General features: G+C 66.6%; 14 protein-coding genes and 1 pseudogene. 2 read left to right on the plus strand and 13 right to left on the minus strand.

Annotated features, from left to right (window positions below; genetic code table 11):
* Positions 1–320, plus strand: a pseudogene (locus tag BM031_RS16065) (IS4 family transposase); the annotation flags it as partial.
* A 50-nt stretch (positions 321–370) separates the two neighbouring features.
* Here BM031_RS16065 and BM031_RS16070 read toward each other — a convergent pair.
* The 5 genes from BM031_RS16070 to BM031_RS16090 all read right to left on the minus strand — a co-directional run bounded on the left by BM031_RS16070 (position 371) and on the right by BM031_RS16090 (position 6,136).
* Positions 371–874, minus strand: a complete 504-nt coding sequence (locus BM031_RS16070) for an outer membrane beta-barrel protein (RefSeq protein WP_091875581.1) — start codon at positions 872–874, stop codon at positions 371–373.
* A gap of 216 nt (positions 875–1,090) precedes the next feature.
* A complete protein-coding gene (gene lpdA / locus BM031_RS16075; RefSeq protein ID WP_091875582.1) occupies positions 1,091–2,503 on the minus strand; it encodes a dihydrolipoyl dehydrogenase in 1,413 nt (470 codons plus the stop codon).
* Positions 2,504–2,505: 2 nt separating this feature from the next.
* Positions 2,506–3,849, minus strand: a complete 1,344-nt coding sequence (locus BM031_RS16080; protein WP_091875583.1) for a dihydrolipoamide acetyltransferase family protein — start codon at positions 3,847–3,849, stop codon at positions 2,506–2,508.
* A 2-nt stretch (positions 3,850–3,851) separates the two neighbouring features.
* On the minus strand, positions 3,852–4,865 hold the full coding sequence (locus BM031_RS16085) for an alpha-ketoacid dehydrogenase subunit beta (RefSeq protein ID WP_218147612.1): 1,014 nt from the start codon (positions 4,863–4,865) through the stop codon (positions 3,852–3,854).
* 38 nt (positions 4,866–4,903) lie between these two features.
* On the minus strand, positions 4,904–6,136 hold the full coding sequence (locus BM031_RS16090; RefSeq protein ID WP_091875585.1) for a 3-methyl-2-oxobutanoate dehydrogenase (2-methylpropanoyl-transferring) subunit alpha: 1,233 nt from the start codon (positions 6,134–6,136) through the stop codon (positions 4,904–4,906).
* Between the two features lie 219 nt (positions 6,137–6,355).
* Between BM031_RS16090 and BM031_RS16095 the strand changes: the two genes are divergently transcribed.
* Positions 6,356–7,951, plus strand: a complete 1,596-nt coding sequence (locus BM031_RS16095; protein WP_177207785.1) for an EAL domain-containing protein — start codon at positions 6,356–6,358, stop codon at positions 7,949–7,951.
* A 118-nt stretch (positions 7,952–8,069) separates the two neighbouring features.
* Here the strand turns inward: BM031_RS16095 and BM031_RS16100 are convergent, their stop codons facing one another.
* The 8 genes from BM031_RS16100 to BM031_RS16135 all read right to left on the minus strand — a co-directional run bounded on the left by BM031_RS16100 (position 8,070) and on the right by BM031_RS16135 (position 18,271).
* Positions 8,070–9,440, minus strand: a complete 1,371-nt coding sequence (locus tag BM031_RS16100; protein WP_091875587.1) for an amino acid permease — start codon at positions 9,438–9,440, stop codon at positions 8,070–8,072.
* A gap of 304 nt (positions 9,441–9,744) precedes the next feature.
* Entirely contained in the window at positions 9,745–10,110 is a 366-nt protein-coding gene (locus tag BM031_RS16105; protein ID WP_091875588.1) for a hypothetical protein, read from the minus strand.
* Positions 10,111–10,256: 146 nt separating this feature from the next.
* Entirely contained in the window at positions 10,257–12,791 is a 2,535-nt protein-coding gene (locus BM031_RS16110) for an Ig-like domain-containing protein (protein ID WP_091875589.1), read from the minus strand.
* A gap of 18 nt (positions 12,792–12,809) precedes the next feature.
* Positions 12,810–13,391 (minus strand): carbohydrate binding domain-containing protein, encoded by a 582-nt coding sequence (locus tag BM031_RS16115; protein WP_091875590.1) that lies wholly within the window; start codon positions 13,389–13,391, stop codon positions 12,810–12,812.
* A 119-nt stretch (positions 13,392–13,510) separates the two neighbouring features.
* Positions 13,511–14,644: a DUF3616 domain-containing protein gene (locus tag BM031_RS16120; RefSeq protein ID WP_091875591.1), complete on the minus strand. Its 1,134-nt coding sequence runs from the start codon at positions 14,642–14,644 to the stop codon at positions 13,511–13,513.
* 77 nt (positions 14,645–14,721) lie between these two features.
* On the minus strand, positions 14,722–15,267 hold the full coding sequence (locus BM031_RS16125) for an amidohydrolase family protein (protein ID WP_370660058.1): 546 nt from the start codon (positions 15,265–15,267) through the stop codon (positions 14,722–14,724).
* A gap of 234 nt (positions 15,268–15,501) precedes the next feature.
* Positions 15,502–15,912 (minus strand): secondary thiamine-phosphate synthase enzyme YjbQ, encoded by a 411-nt coding sequence (locus tag BM031_RS16130; RefSeq protein ID WP_091875592.1) that lies wholly within the window; start codon positions 15,910–15,912, stop codon positions 15,502–15,504.
* Positions 15,913–15,964: 52 nt separating this feature from the next.
* The gene (locus BM031_RS16135) at positions 15,965–18,271 is read right to left on the minus strand and encodes a putative bifunctional diguanylate cyclase/phosphodiesterase (protein WP_091875593.1); all 2,307 of its coding nucleotides are present in this window, start codon (positions 18,269–18,271) and stop codon (positions 15,965–15,967) included.
* Positions 18,272–18,398 lie beyond the last annotated feature (127 nt).

An 18,398-nucleotide genomic window follows, 5' to 3' on the forward strand; every position in this document is an offset into this window, starting at 1 on the left:
CAATGGATGGGGTATATCAGGAAATCTGGGGTACGCTCATTGCCTACAACCTAATCCGCCTTGAAATCGCCAAGGCCGCGCTGGCGGTCAAGTGCGAGCCGACCGAGGTGAGCTTCATTCGTGCTTTCCACCTGATCCAGTTCGAACTGCATTGGGCGGGCGTCACTAGGTCGTACGGAAAATTGCCAGCCTCGATGAAACACTTGCGAGAAAGGCTGGTTAGCCTTCTGAAAGACGAACGGCCCGGCCGCAAATGCGACCGGGCCGTCAAGGCAACGCCGAAGCGCTATGCCGTCAGGAAGGTCAAGAAACTACCTTAACTGAACGGCATTACCGGCCAGGCCGGGCTTCGAAGCGTGCCGGAAGCCGCTTAGAACTGGAAGGCCACGCCTGCGCTCAGGTTGGTGCTGTCGCTCGATGGCTTCTGCACCTCGAGGCGCGCCGACACGGCCGGGGTGAAGGCGTAGCTCACGCCGACGCCGTACAGGGCCTTGGTGGTCGAGTCCTTGATGCTCGCGCCCATGAAGCGCGACTTGGCTTCGAGGCGGTTCGCGCCCAGGCGGCCATACACGCTGAAGCTTTCGCCCACCGGCATGCTGCCGATGACCGACAGCGCGAGCTGGTCGGCGCTCACGTCGACCGACGAACCGCCCATGCGGAACTCGTAGTCGGCCAGGCGGCGATAGCCGGCTTCGATTGCGAAGTTCTGGTGGAAGTTGTAGCCGACGAAGGCGCCGACGCTGGTGTCGCGATTGAACCCGTCGATCTTGGTCTTGCCGACGTCGGCGCCGGCGTACACGGTGCCTGGCTGGGCCGCGACAGCGGCCGACGAAGCGAGGATCAGGGTGGTGACGGCTGCGATTTTCTTGAACATATTATGTGCCTTTTATCTGGTGGTGCGCTGGGGACAGTCCCGAGCGCGGTGCGATTATTACGCTTATCGTAATTTTGCACTAGGCACAAATATGCAAATATTGTTTGCAAATGTAACGTTGTATGCATGATTGCTTTGCCTGTGAGCCAAAACAGGCAAATATATGGCGCTTGCATAGGAAAAGCTGCCGCCCGGGCGGACGGCAGCGGGTAAGGCTTAGATGTGCAGCGCGTGGCCGAGCGCGCGCATGGCGGCTTCCTGCACGGCTTCGCCCAGGGTGGGGTGGGCGTGGATGGTGCCGGCGATGTCTTCCAGCTGGGCGCCCAGTTCGATCGACTGCGTGAAGCCGGCCGCCAGTTCCGAGACGGCGCCGCCGACGGCCTGCCAGCCGACGATGCGGTGGTCGCTCTTGCGCGCCACCACGCGCACGAATCCGTCCGTGCTCTCGATGGTCATGGCCCGGCCATTGGCGCTGAACGGGAAGTTGGCGGTAATGATTTCGATGCCCGCCTTGTCTGCCTCAAGCGGCGACATCCCCACCACCACGATTTCCGGGTCGGTGAAGCACACCGCCGGAATCGCACCCGGGGCGAAGTGGCGGCGCTTGCCGGACACGATCTCGGCCACCATCTCGCCCTGCGCCATCGCCCGGTGCGCCAGCATCGGCTCGCCGGCCAGGTCGCCGATGGCCCACACATTGCGCATCGAGGTGCGGCACTGGTTGTCGATCTTGAGCGCGCGGCCATCCATGTCGAGCATGAGGTTCTCCAGGCCCCAGCCGGTGGTCCGCGGCTTGCGTCCGACCGCCACCAGCACCCGGTCCGCTTCCAGCAGGGACTCGACGCCGGAAGCATCGCGCACGCGCACCCGCTTCAGCCCGTCCTCATCGTCCATGCCCAGCACCGAGGTGGCCAGGCGCAGCTCCACGCCCAGGCGGGCCAGGCTTGCCGCCACCGGCTTGACCAGGTCGGCGTCGTAGGCGGGCAGGATGCGGTCGGCCGCTTCCACCACCGTGACCTGCGCGCCCAGCTTGCGGTAGGCGGTACCGAGTTCCAGGCCGATGTAGCCGGCGCCCACCACCACCAGCCGCTCCGGAATCCCGTCCGGCGACAAGGCTTCGGTGGACGAGATGACCGGCCCGCCAAACGGCATGAAGGGCAGTTCGACCGGCACCGAGCCGCTGGCCAGCAGCATGTGCTCGCAGCGGATCCGCACCGTGGGTTCGCTTGCGCCTTGCGGCGTGACTTCGACCGTTTTCCCATCGAGGATGGTGGCCCAGCCGTCCACCAGCTTGACGCCGTTCTTCTTGAGCAGGGCGCCGACGCCGCCGGTGAGCTTCTTGACGATGCCGTCCTTCCAGGCCACCGTGCGATCGAGGTCGATGCGCGGGTCGCTGGAGGTGATGCCGAGCGGCGAAGTCTCGGCCGCATAGCTGCGCGCCTTGCAGAATTCGTCGGCTGCGTGGATCAGCGCCTTGGACGGGATGCAGCCGATGTTCAGGCAGGTGCCGCCCGGCTGCGCGCCTTCCACCAGGATGGTGGCCACGCCGAGCTGGCCGGCCTTGATCCCGGCCACGTAGCCGCCGGGACCGCCGCCGATGATCAGCAAAGTAGTATTCAGGGTCTCCATCGTCACTCCACGAAAATGGTGGCCGGGGTTTCAAGGTAGCCGCGGATGGCCTGGATGAACTTGGCCGCCACCTGGCCGTCGATCACGCGGTGATCGAACGAGGACGACAGGTTCATCATCTTGCGCGCCACCATGGCGCCGTCCTTGATCACCGGACGGTCGACGATGCGGTTGGTGCCGATGATCGCCACTTCCGGACGGTTGATCACCGGGGTGGTGACGATGCCGCCCAGCGGGCCCAGGCTGGTGATGGTGATGGTCGACCCGGTCAGTTCGTCGCGCGTGGCCTTTCCGCTGCGGGCGGCGTCGGCCAGGCGCGCCACTTCCAGCGCGCTGTCCCACGGGTCGCGCGCCTCGGCGTGGCGCACCACCGGCACCATCAGCCCGGCCTCGGTTTGCGCGGCGATGCCCAGGTGGACCGGCTCGTACTGGGTGAGCAGGTTGTTCTGGTCGTCGTAGCGCGCGTTCATCATGGGGTAGGCGCGGATGGCCAGCACCACGGCGCGCATCAGCAGCGGCAGCAGTGTCAGCTTGCCGCGCTCGGCGCCATAGCGCGCATTGAGCTGGGCGCGCAGCAGTTCCAGCTCGGTGACATCGATCTCTTCGACGTAGGTGAAGTGCGGGATCTGGCGCTTGGCCTCCTGCATCTTCTCGGCGATCTTGCGGCGCAGGCCGATGATCGGCGTGGCGTGCTCGCCGTGCAGCTGGGCATAGCGGTTGTCGCTGCCCGCGCGCGCACCGCCCTGGCGCCGGCCCGACACGTGCTCGTCGAGGTCGGCGTGGGTGATGCGCCCGGCGGGGCCGCTGCCATGCACGAACTGCAGCTCGATGCCGAGGTCCCAGGCGCGCTGGCGCACGGCCGGTGCGGCGTGCGGCTTGTCGCCGTCGGCGCGCATCGGGGCCGGGGCCTGCTGGCCGCGCTGCGGCGGCTGCTGCGCAGGTCGAGGCGCGGCCGGCGCCGGGGCGCGGGCCGTGGCGTGCGAGGACGCTTCTGCCGCCGCTACCGCTTCCAGCTGCGGCTCGCCCACTTCTTCGGCCGGCGCCGTGGCGGCCGCCGACTTCACGGGTTCCTGCTTGGCCTTGTCGCCGGAATAGTTGCCGGCGCCTTCGACTTCCAGGCGGATCAGTTCCGCACCGACCGCCATCGACTGGCCGATCGCGCCGCCCAGGCTGGTGATGGTGCCGGCCACCGGCGACGGGATTTCCACGGTCGCCTTGTCGGTCATGACATCGGCCAGCACCTGGTCTTCCTTGACGGTGTCGCCCGGCTGCACGTGCCATGCAACCACTTCGACTTCGGCGATGCCTTCGCCCAGGTCCGGCATTTTAATGACGTGAATGCCCATGTTTAACGACCCTCCATCGCACGTGTCAAGGCCGCCGCAACGCGGTCGGGCCCCGGGAAGTAAGCCCATTCCTGCGCATGCGGGTAAGGGGTATCCCAGCCGGCGACGCGCTCGATCGGCGCCTCCAGCTGGTAGAAGCAGTGTTCCTGCACCAGCGCGGCCAGTTCGGCGCCAAAGCCGCTGGTCCTGGTCGCTTCATGGACGATGACGCAGCGGCCGGTCTTTTGCACCGACTTGACGATGGTGTCGAGGTCGAGCGGCCAGATGCTGCGCAGGTCGATGACCTCGGCATCGATGCCCGATTCGCGCGCCGCCGCTTCCGACACCCACACCATGGTGCCGTAGGCGAGCACGGTGACGTCGCTGCCGGGGCGGACGATCGAGGCTTTATCCAGGTCGACCGTATAGTGGCCGGTAGGGACATTGCCCATCGCGTGGCCGGACCAGGGCACCACCGGACGGTCGTGGTGGCCGTCGAAGGGGCCGTTGTACAGGCGCTTGGGTTCCAGGAAGATCACCGGGTCGTCGTTCTCGATCGACGCGATCAGCAAGCCCTTGGCGTCGTAGGGATTGGACGGCATGACCGTGCGCAGCCCGCACACATGGGTAAAGAAGGCTTCCGGGCTCTGGCTGTGGGTCTGGCCGCCCCAGATGCCGCCGCCGCAAGGCATGCGGATCACCATCGAAGCGGTGAATTCGCCGGCCGAGCGGTAGCGCAGGCGCGCCGCTTCCGACACGATCTGGTCGGTCGCCGGGTAGAAATAATCGGCAAACTGGATTTCCACCACCGGCCGCAGGCCATAGGCCGCCATGCCCACGGCGGTGCCGACGATGCCGCCTTCCGAAATGGGCGCGTCGAACACGCGCGACTTGCCGTACTTGGCCTGCAGGCCGTCGGTGACGCGGAACACGCCGCCGAAGTAACCCACGTCCTGGCCGTATACCACCACATCGTCGTCGCGCTCCATCACGACATCCATCGCCGAGCGCAGGGCCTGGATCATGGTCATCGGCATGGTGGCCGTGTCTTTTTCTTGATCGTCTCTCGCCATGCTCATACTCCCAATTCCTGGCGCTGCCGGCGCAAGTGCTCCGGCATGTCCTTGTACACGTCCTCGAACATCGTGGCGGCGCTCGGCGCGCGTTCGTCGCCCAGGATGCCGTAGCTTTCGGCCTCTTTCTGGGCCGCGAGGATTTCCGCTTCCAACTCAGCCTGCACGGCGTCGTTCTCTTCGTCCGACCACCACCCTTGCAAAGTCAGGTGCTGGCGCAGGCGGGCAATCGGGTCGCCCAGCGGGAAGCGCGCCACGTCGTCGGCCGGGCGGTAGCGGCCCGGGTCGTCCGAGGTGGAGTGGGGGCCGGCGCGGTAGGTAACCCATTCGATGAGGGTCGGCCCGAGGTTGCTGCGCGCGCGTTCGGCGGCCCAGCGCGAGGCGCTGAGCACGGCCAGGAAATCGTTGCCGTCCACGCGCAGCGAGGCGATGCCGCTGCCGATGCCGCGGGTGGCGAAGGTGACGCTCTCGCCGCCGGCAATGGCCTGGAAGGTCGAGATCGCCCACTGGTTGTTGACCACGTTGAGGATCACCGGCGCCCGGTACACATGGGCAAAGGTGAGGGCGGTGGAGAAGTCGGATTCGGCGGTGGCGCCGTCGCCGATCCAGGCCGAGGCAATCTTGGTGTCGCCCTTGATGGCCGACGCCATGGCCCAGCCGACCGCTTGCGGGTATTGGGTGGCCAGGTTGCCGGAAATGGTGAAGAAGCCGGCGCGGCGCACCGAGTACATGACCGGCAGCTGGCGGCCCTTGAGCGGATCGCGCTCGTTGGACAGCAGCTGGCAGATCATTTCCACCAGCGGCACCTGCTTGGCGAACAGCAGGCTTTGCTGGCGATAGGTCGGGAAATGCATGTCGCCGTCTTCGAGGGCGAGCGCTTGCGCGGTGCCGATGGCTTCCTCGCCGAGCGAGGTCATATAGAAGGACATTTTCTTCTGGCGCTGGGCAATGACCATGCGCGCGTCGAAGATGCGGGTCTTCATCATGGTGCGCAGCCCGAAGCGCAGCAGTTCGCGGTCGGGCTCGGGGGCCCAGGGGCCGACGGCATTGCCATGCTCGTCGAGCACGCGGATCAGCGTGGTCGCGATGTCGCTGGTGTCGAGCGGCGCGACATCGACGGGCGGACGCCGGACGGAACCGGCGGGACTGACAGCTAGGTACGAAAAATCGGTCTTGCAGCCCGGGCGGCCGGTAGGCTCCGGTACATGCAGCGACAGAGGCTTACTCTGACTCATAAACGCTACCCCTTTGTAAGGTGACTTGCGGCAAGCATGATACGGCCAACAGCGTCCCGCACGGGCGTGTGGGCCAATTATTTTCATACTGCTTTGCAGCATAAACCGCAGCATCACCAGGCTGGATAGACCAGCCTGCTTTGCTTATTGCGGCCCCCGCGCGGTGGCGGTAGTATGGATCAACCCGTGCTTTTCCCCACATGCCGAGCGCAGGGAAACATGAAAAAAACTGCCGCCGTTTTCCTGACGCTGCTCCTTGCCATTGCCGGGATCGGCCTGCCGATCTGGCTGGCGATCGAGGAATCGGAGCGCCAGGCCTACAAGGCCGAGAGCGTGCGCGCACTCGGCTTCGCCAGCGACATCCTGGTGCGGGCCGACGAAACCGGCAGGCAGGCGCGTGGCGGCGTCGACCGCCTGAAGGCCCTGCACGCAGACAATCCCTGTTCCCCCGCGGCCATCGACCTGATGCGCGAGATCGACCTCGGCTCGAGCTACCTGCAGGCGATCGGCTACATCGAACGCAACCAGATGCTGTGTTCGTCCATCGCCGGCCAGTCGCGCGTGCTCGACCTGGGCCCGCCCGACTACACCACCTCGGCCGGCGCGGCCGTGCGGCGCCAGGTGCGTTTTCCGTTCGCGGCGCAGAACTCCTTCATCGTGCTCGAGTTCGACAGCTTCGCGGCGATCATCCATCAGCGGCTCATCGTCGATATGGCCAACAGCGAGCCCGATATCGCCCTGGCCGTGCTGTCGCTGGAGGACCCGGCGCCGATCATCGTGCGCGGCAAGGTGAAGCCGGAATGGCTGCGCCGGCTGGGACGGGAGCGGCAAGTGGTGTTCGTCGACAACGGCAGCGTGGTGGCCGTCGTCCGGTCGCAGCGTTTCCTCACGGCCGGCGTCGCAGCCGTGCCCATCAGCTACCTGGAAAGCCGTTCGGAAGCGGTGGCGCGGCGCCTGGTGCCGGCCGGCCTGGTGGCGGGCGTCATGCTGGTGGCGGCCATCATGCTCCTCGGCCGCCAGCAGATGTCCTTGCCCAACGCGGTCAAGATGGGCTTGCGACGCAAGGAGTTCTTCCTGGAATACCAGCCGGTGGTCGAACTGGCGACGGGACGCTGCGTCGGGGTCGAGGCGCTGGTGCGCTGGCGCCGCCCGACCGGCGAAGTGGTCATGCCCGACCTGTTCGTCGCCATCGCGGAAGACAATGGCATGATCGTGCGCCTCACCGGCCAGGTGCTCGAGATGGTGGCGCACGACACCCGCCACTGGCTCGCCGCCCACCCGGATTTCCATGTTGGCATCAATGTCGCACCTGCCGATTTCTACGCGGGCAACCTGCTGCTGCGCCTGCAGGAAACGCTGGAGGCGATGGGCGCCGCCCCCGGCAACCTGATCCTCGAAGTGACGGAGCGCGGCCTGATGGATCCGGTCGTGGCGCGCGAGAATACGGCCAACCTGCGCCGCCACGGCTTTGCCCTGGCCATCGACGATTTCGGAACCGGCTATTCGAGCCTGTCCTACCTGGAGACGCTGGAACTGGACTACCTCAAGATCGACCGCAGCTTCATCGAGGCGATCGGCACCGGGGCGCCTACCAGCCAGGTGGTGCAGCACATCATCCGCATCGCCAAGGACCTGGGGCTGCGCATGATTGCCGAAGGGGTCGAGAGCCAGGCCCAGGCCGACTTCCTGCGCAAGCACGGCGTGCAGTTCGGCCAGGGCTGGCTGTTCGGGCGGCCGGTGTCGTTCGGCGAGGTGGTGCGCCAGATGGAGGCGGCGGAACTGGCGGAGGCGGCGCTGGTGCGCGCGGCTGGATGAATCGTAGGGTGGTCGGCTGTGCCGACCGCGCGTTCGACTGCTACTGGCATCGTGGCTGGGCGTGCCTTGGCTGGACGCGCGTGCGGCAGAGCCGCACACCCTACGAACTGTCGGGAGTTCAGGCCGATACCGCCCCTGCGGCCGCCGCGCGGCGCTGCTTGAGCCAGTAGCCAAATGCCAGCAATGCCAGCCAGGCCGGGATCATCCACACCGACAGCTGCAGCCCCGGCGTCAGGTACATCACCACCACGATGCCGGCCAGGAAGGCCAGGCACAAGTAATTGGTCAGCGGGAACAGCGGGCTGCGGAAGGCGGTGGCCTGGCCGCCCGCCTGCTTGGCGCGGCGGAAGCGCAGGTGGCTCCAGCACACCATGCCCCAGTTGATGACGAGGGCGGCCACCGCCAGCCCCATCAGCATGCCGAAGGCGTCGCGCGGCAAGAAGTAATTAATGGTAATGCAGATGCCGGTGGCCAGCGCCGAGACGCCCAGCGCCGCCAGCGGCACGCCGCGTTTCGACACTTTCAGCAGCGCGCGCGGCGCATTGCCCTGTTCGGCCAGGCCGAACAGCATGCGGCTGTTGGCATACACGCAGCCGTTGTAGACCGACAGCGCCGCCGTCAGCACCACCAGGTTCAGGATATTGGCCACCGCATTGCTGTCGAGCGCCGCGAAGATCAGCACGAAGGGGCTTCCGCCCAGCACGACCTTCTGCCACGGGTACAGCATCAGCAGCACGGCCAGCGCGCCCACATAGAAAATGGCGATGCGCCAGATGGCCTGGTTGATGGCGCGCGGGATGGTGTGGCCCGGGTTGTCGGCTTCGGCGGCGGTGATGCCGATCATTTCCAGGCCGCCGAAGGAGAACATGATGACGGCCATCGACAGCGCCAGGCCGGCAAAGCCATTCGGGAAGAAGCCGCCGTGCTGCCACAGGTTGGCCACGCCCGCCTGCGGGCCGGCGGTATCGCTGATCAACAGGTAGGAGCCGAACAGGATCATGCCGACCACGGCCGCGACCTTGATGATGGAGAACCAGAATTCGAGCTCGCCGAAGGCGCGCACGTTGAGCAGGCTGAGCAGGTTGACGAGGACGAAGAAGCCCAGCGCCGAGACCCAGGTCGGAATGTCAGGGAACCAGTACTGGACGTAGATGCCGAGCGCGGACAGTTCGGCCATGCTGACGAGGATATACATCACCCAGTAGTTCCAGCCGGAGACGAAACCGGCCATCGGGCTGCCGTACTTGCTGGCGAAATAGCCGAAGGAGCCGGCGACAGGCTCGTCGACGATCATCTCGCCGAGCTGGCGCATGATAAGGAAGGCGATCAGGCCGGCGAACGCATAGCCGAGCAGGGCGGAGGGACCGGCCTGCTGGATGGTCTGGGCCACGCCCAGGAACAGTCCGGTGCCGATGGCGCCGCCGAGGGCGATCAGCTGGATGTGGCGGTTTTTCAGTCCCCGCTTGAGTTCGTGCGTCGCGTGTTCCATCTTCGGCCTTAAGAAAGTATTGCCTTAAAGCCAGCGATTCTACTGCAAGGACGCGCGCAGCGGACGGCGCGCCGGGCGATTTTTGCCGGCGGCCGTCCCGTGTTGCGGATCAGTAGCGGCGATAGCCGCGGCCGAGCGGGAAACGCTGGGCGGTTTTGCCGCCAAACTTCTTCCAGAGGAAACCAGCAATTGCCATCATGATGATTTTGCGCATCGTAAGCTCCATTCGTGGGTCGGTAGGCCGCGCGGCGCGCGGCACGGAAATGAGCTTAGCAGGATCGGCGCAGTTGGGGCGCAGGCTATGTCACCCGGGCATCACGAAGAAGGCGAACACGCCGACCACCCCGGCGGCCAGCATCATCAGCACGAAACCGGACATGCGCGCCAGCGAATGCAGGCGGGCGCCCTGTGGGCGGCTGCGCAGCAGGTAGAGCGGGATGGCAAGCGGAGAGATCGCCACGACGGCCGAGCTCATCCAGCGCGAGCGCCGGAACTGGCGCGCTTCGCTGTCCAGGCGGTACCAGTAGAAGGGGAGGAAATTGAGCAGGAGGGCCGACAGCACCGTCCACCATGCGGGCATCTGCATATGGGTGGCGGCATACAGGGCGTCGGCCATACCGCAGGCAAACATGAGCGCCAGCAGCGCCAGCAGGGTGTTCTTGGGTGTCATTGCATCGAATCGGCTACGAAGGCAGCGAGGATACCATCCGCCTCCGTGCGCAAACTTCAACAAAACTCACCAACCGATGCATATCTGGAGGTTTATTGCCCCTATTTATACCGTTTTACCTTTTCCTATGCGTGGCGGGCAGTGCCCTAGAACAGGTCGGCAACGGGATCCGGCACGCCAATCACTTGCGCGCTTCCGACGTCGTAGCCGAACCTGCCCGAGTTGGCAGCGTCCACCTGACCATCGGCCTTGTAGGCAATATGGCTTTCGGAGAACGACTTGTAGACGAAGCTGATGTCGTTATGCCCGTCATCCGATTGCGCGACGCTGGTGGTGAAGACAGTCCTGAAAAAGAATTCCTCCACCAGCACTTGCTTGCCTTCGGCGCCTGGCAATCTCGCGTAGGTCTCGATTTCGACGACCGGCCCATGGGCGCCCTTCACCAGCTTGGCCAGCAGGTCCGTGATGGCCTGGCTGGAGCCCAGTGCCATGGTCACGGTGTCCGGGACCGGCTTGCCGACGGCGGCGCCGGCGCCCTTGAGATAGCTGGATTCCGCCGTGAAGCCCATGCTGAACCCGGACAGCCTGAACCAGCCGTCGATGCCGTCGATGCGCACGTAGTAGTCGAGCGGCGCGTCCACCGGCAGCGACTGGCCCAGGTGGTCCAGGTCGGCGTTGACGCGCGGGTTGACGGGCAGGGCGGTGAGGTTCCCCGCGGGAATGTTCCAGGCGAAGTCGAATGCGCTTGCCGGCGCGCGCCCCTGGGCATCGAGCGGCGCAATGCCCAGGCTGATTTCCTTGGCCACGAGGCTCAGGCCGATGGACGTGGAATCGGCGCTGCCACTGATGCGCACCGAGGTCACGAACGCATCCTTGAGCAGGTATTCCTGGACCGAGGCCGGGCGGCCGGAGCGGTCCATGACGATGCCTTCGAGCACCAGGTCGGCGAAGTGCTTGCCTTCCATGATCTTGGCCAGGAATTCGGTCGTGGCCCGGCTTGAACCGAGCACGAGGTCGAACTGGCCGGGGTTGGGCTTGCCGACGGCCGCGCCGCCGCCCTTGGTGAAGGAGTTTTCCGCGGACGCGTCCCAGGCGAAGGAGTCGACCGCCAGCCACTGCACGGCGCCGGCAGCGTTGGTGTAGCGCAGGTAGTAGCTGATGTCGGTGCCCGGCTCGACACTCCGATTGATGACGCCCTGGCCTGCCACTGGCGACGGCGCCTCGTTGCGTCCATGCACGGTGATGGCGACCTGGGCGGTGCTGCTGCCGCCCAGCGCGGTAGTGAAGCTGCCGGTGCTGGTGACGACCAGCGGGTCGTCGTCGGGGTCGGTATCGAGGCCGCCGTTGCTGCCGTCGAGGACGTTGCCGGAGACGGCGCTGTCTTCGTCGGTCGCGGCGCTGTCGCCGCGCGCGACCGGCGCGCCGTTCACGCCGACGACGGTCACGCTGGCCTGGGCACTGGCGCTGCGCGGGTCGGCCACGCCATTGCTCAGGCCATTGTCGGTGACGGTATAACGGATGGTGTCGGTGCCGGTGAAGCCGGCGTTGGGGACGTACAGAAGCTGGCCGTCTTCGCGCACCCATGCCGTGCCGTTCGCGGCCGAGGCCGCGGTGATTGCCAGCACCTGGCCGGCTTCGTTGGCCGGGCCGGCCTTGTCGTTGGCCAACACGTCGATCAGGCTGGCATGGCCGCCCTGGTAGACGGTAGCGCTGTCGTCGGCTGCCGTGGGCCCGTCATTGACGCTGCGCACCTGCAGCTCAACGATCGTCGGGTCGGAATAGTCCTTGCCATTGAAGGCGCGGTAGCTGAAGCTGTCTTCGCCAAAGTAGTCGGGGTCGGCGACGTAGGTGAAGCTGCCGTCGGCGTTGAGGCTGAGCGTGCCGTGTTCGGGCGAGAACTGCAACTCGGCGCTCAGGGCGGCGCCGGCGGCGTCGCGGTCGTTCGCCAGCACGCTGGAAAAAGCCTGCACGCCGCCATCCTCGGTGGCTTGGTAGGCGTCGCCTGCGGCCTTGGGGCGGGCGAATTCGAAGACGACCTGCTCGACCAGGAAATCGCTGCCGTGGGCGCCGCTGGCGTTGCTGAAGATCGCGGTGGCGAAGGCGCCCTGGGCGTCGGTATAGGCGCCATGGACGAACGCGCCGCTGGCGCCCTGGGCGCCGGCGCTGAGCTCGACCGTCACGAACGGCTGGTTCGATGCGAGCTGCACCAGTTGCTTGCCGCTGGCCTGGGTCGCAAACACGAAGCCCTGGCCGACCATGGCGCCGGCGCCGTCGAACAGGCGCACGCGCGCGCCTTCGGCGTAGGCAGTGCCGTCGTCGTTGGCGAAGAACGACGCCAGGCTGATCGATACGGCGGACGCCGGTTCGCCCAGCGTGAAGCGCAGCGCTTCCTTGCCGTCGATTTCCTGGCGCACCGCGCTGGTGGCGGCCGACTGGCCGCCCACGCCCAGGGCGCCGGCGGCGATGTCGCCGCCGAGCAGGGTCGTGGCCAGCAGGTTGGTGTACTTGACGGCGCTCCAGGCTTCGAGCGCATTGGTGAGGTTGGCCTTGTGGGTCGCCGTCACGCCGCGCTTGGACCAGGCGTTGAGCCAGTCGTTGCTGCCGGCCTGGACCGACGGGGTGTCGCCGAGCGACAAGATACGCGCTTCCGGATCGAGGTGCTGGCTGTCTTGGATGGACATGATCGGTTCCTGTCCAGGTCAGGCGCGGCGGCGCAGCGCGGAGGCGGCCAGGGCCGCGCCGAACAGCAGCACCGACGATGGTTCCGGCACCGGGGTGCCGGTGGCGACTTCGCTGATCGATACGTCGTCGAAGAGCCAGAACGTGTCGTCATGCTGGAAACTGAAGACCAGTTCCGACAGGGCGGCGTCGGCGGTGAAGGTGAAGGCGTGTTGCTGGTAGCCGGCCGCGCTCTTGTCGGAGAAGGCGTAGAGGGTGTTGGCGCCAAGCATCACCTGGAACAGGTTGACCGAATCGGCGCTGCTGCTGCCGCCGGCGTTCTCGAGCCAGAAGCTGAGCCGGTAGCTGCGGCCGGCTTCGGTCGCCACGCTTTGCGGCAGCAGGACGGAGGCGCCCACCTCGCCGAACACGGCCGCATAATCGCCGCTGCGCTGCACGCCGGTTTCGGCAGCGGCAAAGGCGCTCGATGCACCGAGGCTCCAGCCACCCAAATCGCCGGTTTCGAACCCGCCGTTGGCAATGACGGGGCCCGCGTGGGCAGATGCCGCGAAGGCGAGGGCTGCGAGGAACAGGCTGGCGGACCTGCGGAAATGCGCGTACATGAAGGACTCCCCAGTTATTTGGGAGGCAACAAAAGCAATTTCCGTTCCGGAAAGGCAACCCTTGATTCAGTGCATCTTTTTATTGGCGTAAGAAACGCCTGGAAGATTTCCTGACAGCATTACAGCGAGCCTGGCACCGTAAAGACATCGGCCACTACGGTGCTTTCGCCGATCTGCCGGCTGGGCGATGCCGCGTCGTGCACCACCAGCAGCGATTTGCCCGCGCCCTTACCGGCGTCGAACAGTGTGATGCCCTCCGGATGGTCGACCCCTTCACCGAAAGGGAGCTGCAGCAGGCGCGCGAGATCGCTTGCCGGAACGACGCTTTCCTTGCCGCGTTTCGGCTCAAGCCGCCAGCGGAACAGGGACACCGGCCCGTCGAGGTCCATGGTCGGCCCGGCCAGCACCAGGATGTCTTTTCCGAGCACGCACAGGTCGCGGATGCCCAGCCCGCCGAGGTCGAGGAAATGCTTGATGTAGAGGCGGCCGTCGTCGGCCACCGGCGCCAGGCGCAGGCGCCCGGGCAGTTCGTCCTCGACCAGCGCGATTTCGACGACCGCCGCCCAGCCGCGCAGCACCGGGCCGCGCAGGCCGAGCAGCAGGTGCTTGCCGGCCACGGCCAGGCCCTCGATGTCGAAGCCATTGTCCTTGCCGGGAATGGCGAGGAAGGGCCCGAGGTGCTCGTCATGCTTGAGCAGGGCCGTCAGTTCGTTGCCGTGTTCGTCGCCGCGCAGCAGGGCCGCGCTGTGCTTGCCGCCCTTGTGCGCGGCCTCGCGCGCCAGTGTGTAGCCGTCGCCTTCCTTCAGCACCGGGATGCGTGCCAGCAGGTAGCGGTTGCCGTCGGCGCTCACCGTCGCCAGGCGCCGGTGCGCCTTCTTGGCGCCGTCGCCATCCTTCGGCTGCTTGCGACGCAAGCTGTGCGAACCGGCGATCCACAGGTACTTGCCATCGCAGGCCAGGCCCTCGATGTCGGCTTCGTTGATGTCGTCCGGGGTCTCGCCGTGGGGCGGCAGCGGCAGGTCGAGGTAGTCGTGCAGCGCATATTGCCGGTGCTCGCGCGCGAAGCTGCTGTTGCCGGTGCTGTCTTCCTGGCAGACCGTCAGGCGTTCCAGGCTCACCGACTCGTCGTTGGCAAGCCACAGCGAATCGCCCATGCGTAGTGCCACCGACAGGCCATCGCGCAATTCCTTGCCGTAGCAGAGTTCATCGCGTTCGGGATGGAATTCGAGCAGGACGATGTTGGACGGATGCATGCGGGAGTTCCCGTTCGGCGCGCGTTATTGCCGAGCAAAGATAGCATGCACCCGCGCCCGGCAGCGCACGCGGCGGGTCAGCGCAGGTAGGGCGCCACATTGTCGGCGATGCGATTGATCTCGGCTTCGGTCAGCGGCAGCGCGCGGAAGGCGGCCCAGGCTTCCCGCGGCTTCAGGTTGGTGGGGGTTGCCGCGCGCGAGCCGTAGAAGATCTTGTCGACGCCGACCTTGCGGATGCGCTCGACCATCTCGCGCGCGTGTTCAGGCGTGATGTCGGGCGTGGCGATCGAGGCCACGTCGAAGTACAGGTTGCGGGTGCTCGGTTCCTTGCGCGCGGCGGCGTCGGCGAAAGTACGCATCACCTCGTTGGCCGGCGGGTCTTCGTAGCCGGGGCCGGCGCCGGCCAGGTGTGCCACCTGCACCACGATGTCGGTCGCTTCAAGCATCAGGTGATCGAGGAAGGCACGCGCCTGCGCTTCGCCATAGGGGCGCTCGAGCGAAATCGAGGCGCGCATGTGGATCGCAATCGCCATCCGGTGCCGGTTGGCGGCGCGGAAGACTTCCTTCAGGCGCGCGATGTGGGCCGGGTTTTCCAGCTGCACGTCGGAATTCCCGAAGTGCATCTTGATCCCGTGGCGCAGCTGCGGGTGGGCGGCGCAGCGTTCCAGCTCGGCCAGCGCATAGTCCTTGAGCGGATTGAAGCTCGTTGAGGAAATCCATGGGCGAGGTCGGTTCCTTGGTGACGGGAATTCGGGGCCGTTTTCGCTGCGCCTCGCAGGTGCAGCGTGACGACCTGCATGCAGTGTAGGTAACTCCGGCTCCCGGGTCTTCCCCCCACGGCTGGGCGAAGCGGGCCGCTACAGGACCGTGACCACCACGCGCCGCCGGTGCGGGGCGCTGCGGTGTTCGTACAGGTAGATGCCTTGCCAGGTGCCGAGCAGCAGGCGGGCGCCGCCGACCGGCACCTGCAGGCTTGGGCCGGTGAGCATGCTGCGCACGTGGGCGGACATGTCGTCCGGCCCTTCGGCGTCGTGGCGGTAGGCGGGGTCGCCGTCGGGCGCCAGGCGCGCCAGCACGGTCTCGAGGTCGCGCCGCACCTCAAGATCGGCGTTCTCGGTGATCAAGAGCGAGCAGCTGGTGTGCTGCACGAACACGTGGGCCAGGCCGCACTGTACGCCGGACTCGCGCACCACATCGGCCACCGCGCCGGTGATGTCGCGCGTGCCGCGCCCCGGCATGGAAAATTCGAGGGTGGACTGGTAGGCCATGGCTGCTCCGCTGGGTCGAATCGCTTCGCCGGCAGATTAGCAGTTTTCGGGGCTAGGCCGCCGCGCGCGCCGCGCCTGTTTTATCCAGGGCGGCCAGCAAGTCCTCGAGCGGCGCCGGGCGCGAGAACAGGTAGCCTTGCATGCACGGGCTGCCGTTGTCGGCCAGGTACCGGGCTTGCTGCGCGGTCTCGATGCCCTCGGCCACCACGCGCAGGCCGAGGTGGTCGGCCATTGCCAGGATCGACTGCACGATGGCGGTCCCGTTGACGTCGTTCGGGGTGTCGCGGATAAAACTCTTGTCGATCTTGAGTTCGTACAGCGGCATCTTCTTGAGGTAGGCCAGGTTCGAATAACCGGTGCCGAAATCGTCGACCGAGAAGCGGATGCCCAGGCCGGCCAGTTCGTGCATGCGCGCGATGGTGTCGTCCAGGTCGGTCACCAGGAGGCCTTCGGTGACCTCGAAGATCAGCTGCCCGGCCGGGGCGGCGGTTTCCTGCAGCACCGCGCGCACCTGGTCGACGAAGTCGGGCTGGCGGAACTGGGCCGGGCTGACATTGATCGACAGCGGCATCGGGTGGCCGGCGCCGGCCAGCCGGTGCCAGGCGGCGCAGGCCTGGCGCAGCACCCAGTTCCCCAGCGGGACGATCAGGCCGCTCGATTCGGCGATCGGGATGAACACGTCCGGCGGCACCAGCACGCCGTCGGCGCGGCGCCAGCGCATCAGCAGTTCGGCGCCGACCGGCGCCTGCGCGTGGTCGACCTGCAGCTGCAGGTGCATCGCCAGCTCGCCGTTCTCGAGCGCCAGGGCGAGGTCGCGCTCCAGGGTCAGCTTGCGCTCGGCGTCGGCCTGCATGCTCGATTCGAACAGCGCCACCCCATTGCGTCCGCTGCCCTTGGCTTCGTACATCGCGATGTCGGCCTTGCGCAGCAGGTCGTGGGCGGTGACGCCGGCGCGCAGCGGAAGGGCCACCCCGATGCTGCCGGTCGAGCGGTAGCTGTGTTCGCCGATCCGCACTTCCTCGCCCAGCGCCGCCAGCACCTTGTTGGCCACCTTGAGTGCGGCGGCGGTGGCGGTTTCGCTGTCCGGCCCGAGGTCGTTGAGGAGGATGACGAATTCGTCGCCGCCCAGCCGGGCCACGGTGTCGCGCCCGCGCACGGTCGCGACCAGGCGCTCGGCCGCGTGGCGCAGCAGCGCGTCGCCGGTGGCGTGGCCGCGCGCGTCGTTGATGTGCTTGAAGTTGTCGAGGTCGATGAACAGCACGGCGCCCAGCACGCCGTCGGCATGGCGCGCCGCCACCAGCGCATCGAGGCGCTCGGTCAGCAGGCGGCGGTTGGGCAGGCCGGTGAGCACGTCATAGAAGGCCAGGTTGTGGATCGCCTTGGCCGAGTTGCGGCGCTCGGTGATGTCGCGCCCGACCGCGACCCAGTGGGTGTTGCGCCCGCCCTCGCTGGCGAAGGGCACGATCTCCAGTTCGACCCAGAACGCTTCGCCGCTGCGGGTGTAGTTGAGCAGTTCGGCGGTGACCGGCTCGTTGCGCGCGATGGCCTGCTGGATGCGCAGGGTTTCGCCCGGGTCGGTATCGGGGCCGTGCAGGATGCGCATGCTGCGGCCGATGATCTCGCTGCGGCTGTAGCCGGTGCGCCGCTCGAACGCGTCGTTGGCGAAGATGATCGGCTGTTCCGCGCCCGGTACGTCGACCGCGCGCGCGATCAGCACCATGTCGTTCAGTCGCGCCACCGCGGCCGAGGTCAGGCGCAGCTCGGCGTTCAGCGCGTGCAGCGTGGCCTGCTTGTTCTCGAGCGATTCGGCAAAGCCCTGGACTTCGCCCAGCGTCTGCGACAGGCCGCTGAGCAGGGTGCCGCAGGTGAGGGTGACGATGGCGCCGACGCACAGGAAGTTCAGGGTGACCAGCAGCGACGAGAGCAGTTCGTGGTCGTCGAAGCCGTTGACATACAGCTTGGCCCAGCCGCCCAGGCCCAGCAGCAGGATGGTCGCCGCGCTCAGGAACAAGGAGGCGAGTCCTTGGCGGGTGCCCAGCAGCACCACCGCCAGCACGGGCGGCCCCATCAGGAAGATCTGGCTGACCGCGCCGATGCTCAGCATCAGGCCGACGCCGATCAGGAAGATCACGGCAAGGAAGTTCAGTACCCGCAGCGTATAGGGCAGGCGGTCGAACCACCAGAGCGCGAAGATCCAGCCGAGCGCGACCACGTCCATGACCGCGATATGCCACATGCCGTCGGCCACCACCAGGATGATGCTCGGGATGGCCAGGGCAGTACCGATGACGAGGACCGTCGAGAGCAGCTTGGTAAAGATCCGGGCGCGCCAGTGCGCTAGGTCATAGAACTGTTTCATGCAGCAGCCTCGGTACGCTTGCTAGATGAAAGTTACTTTAGCGCACTAATTGTTGATAGAACGAAATATGATACCGTAAAGATGTCGTCATGTCATGCGGCGCGCATGCGCCTGTTGTATTTGAACA

This window comes from Massilia yuzhufengensis, from assembly GCF_900112225.1.
Classification (GTDB): domain Bacteria; phylum Pseudomonadota; class Gammaproteobacteria; order Burkholderiales; family Burkholderiaceae_D; genus Telluria; species Telluria yuzhufengensis.

Bases quoted from the DNA above. Each gene is read 5' to 3' on its own strand.
- lpdA (WP_091875582.1), bottom strand. From the start codon at position 2,503: ATGGAGACCCTGAATACTACTTTGCTGATCATCGGCGGCGGTCCCGGC.
- BM031_RS16110 (WP_091875589.1), bottom strand. From the start codon at position 12,791: ATGTCCATCCAAGACAGCCAGCACCTCGATCCGGAAGCGCGTATCTTG.
- BM031_RS16130 (WP_091875592.1), bottom strand. From the start codon at position 15,912: ATGGCCTACCAGTCCACCCTCGAATTTTCCATGCCGGGGCGCGGCACG.
- BM031_RS16080 (WP_091875583.1), bottom strand. From the start codon at position 3,849: ATGGGCATTCACGTCATTAAAATGCCGGACCTGGGCGAAGGCATCGCC.
- BM031_RS16095 (WP_177207785.1), top strand. From the start codon at position 6,356: ATGAAAAAAACTGCCGCCGTTTTCCTGACGCTGCTCCTTGCCATTGCC.
- BM031_RS16085 (WP_218147612.1), bottom strand. From the start codon at position 4,865: ATGCCGATGACCATGATCCAGGCCCTGCGCTCGGCGATGGATGTCGTG.
- BM031_RS16090 (WP_091875585.1), bottom strand. From the start codon at position 6,136: ATGAGTCAGAGTAAGCCTCTGTCGCTGCATGTACCGGAGCCTACCGGC.
- BM031_RS16135 (WP_091875593.1), bottom strand. From the start codon at position 18,271: ATGAAACAGTTCTATGACCTAGCGCACTGGCGCGCCCGGATCTTTACC.
- BM031_RS16115 (WP_091875590.1), bottom strand. From the start codon at position 13,391: ATGTACGCGCATTTCCGCAGGTCCGCCAGCCTGTTCCTCGCAGCCCTC.
- BM031_RS16125 (WP_370660058.1), bottom strand. From the start codon at position 15,267: ATGCACTTCGGGAATTCCGACGTGCAGCTGGAAAACCCGGCCCACATC.
- BM031_RS16100 (WP_091875587.1), bottom strand. From the start codon at position 9,440: ATGGAACACGCGACGCACGAACTCAAGCGGGGACTGAAAAACCGCCAC.
- BM031_RS16120 (WP_091875591.1), bottom strand. From the start codon at position 14,644: ATGCATCCGTCCAACATCGTCCTGCTCGAATTCCATCCCGAACGCGAT.
- BM031_RS16070 (WP_091875581.1), bottom strand. From the start codon at position 874: ATGTTCAAGAAAATCGCAGCCGTCACCACCCTGATCCTCGCTTCGTCG.
- BM031_RS16105 (WP_091875588.1), bottom strand. From the start codon at position 10,110: ATGACACCCAAGAACACCCTGCTGGCGCTGCTGGCGCTCATGTTTGCC.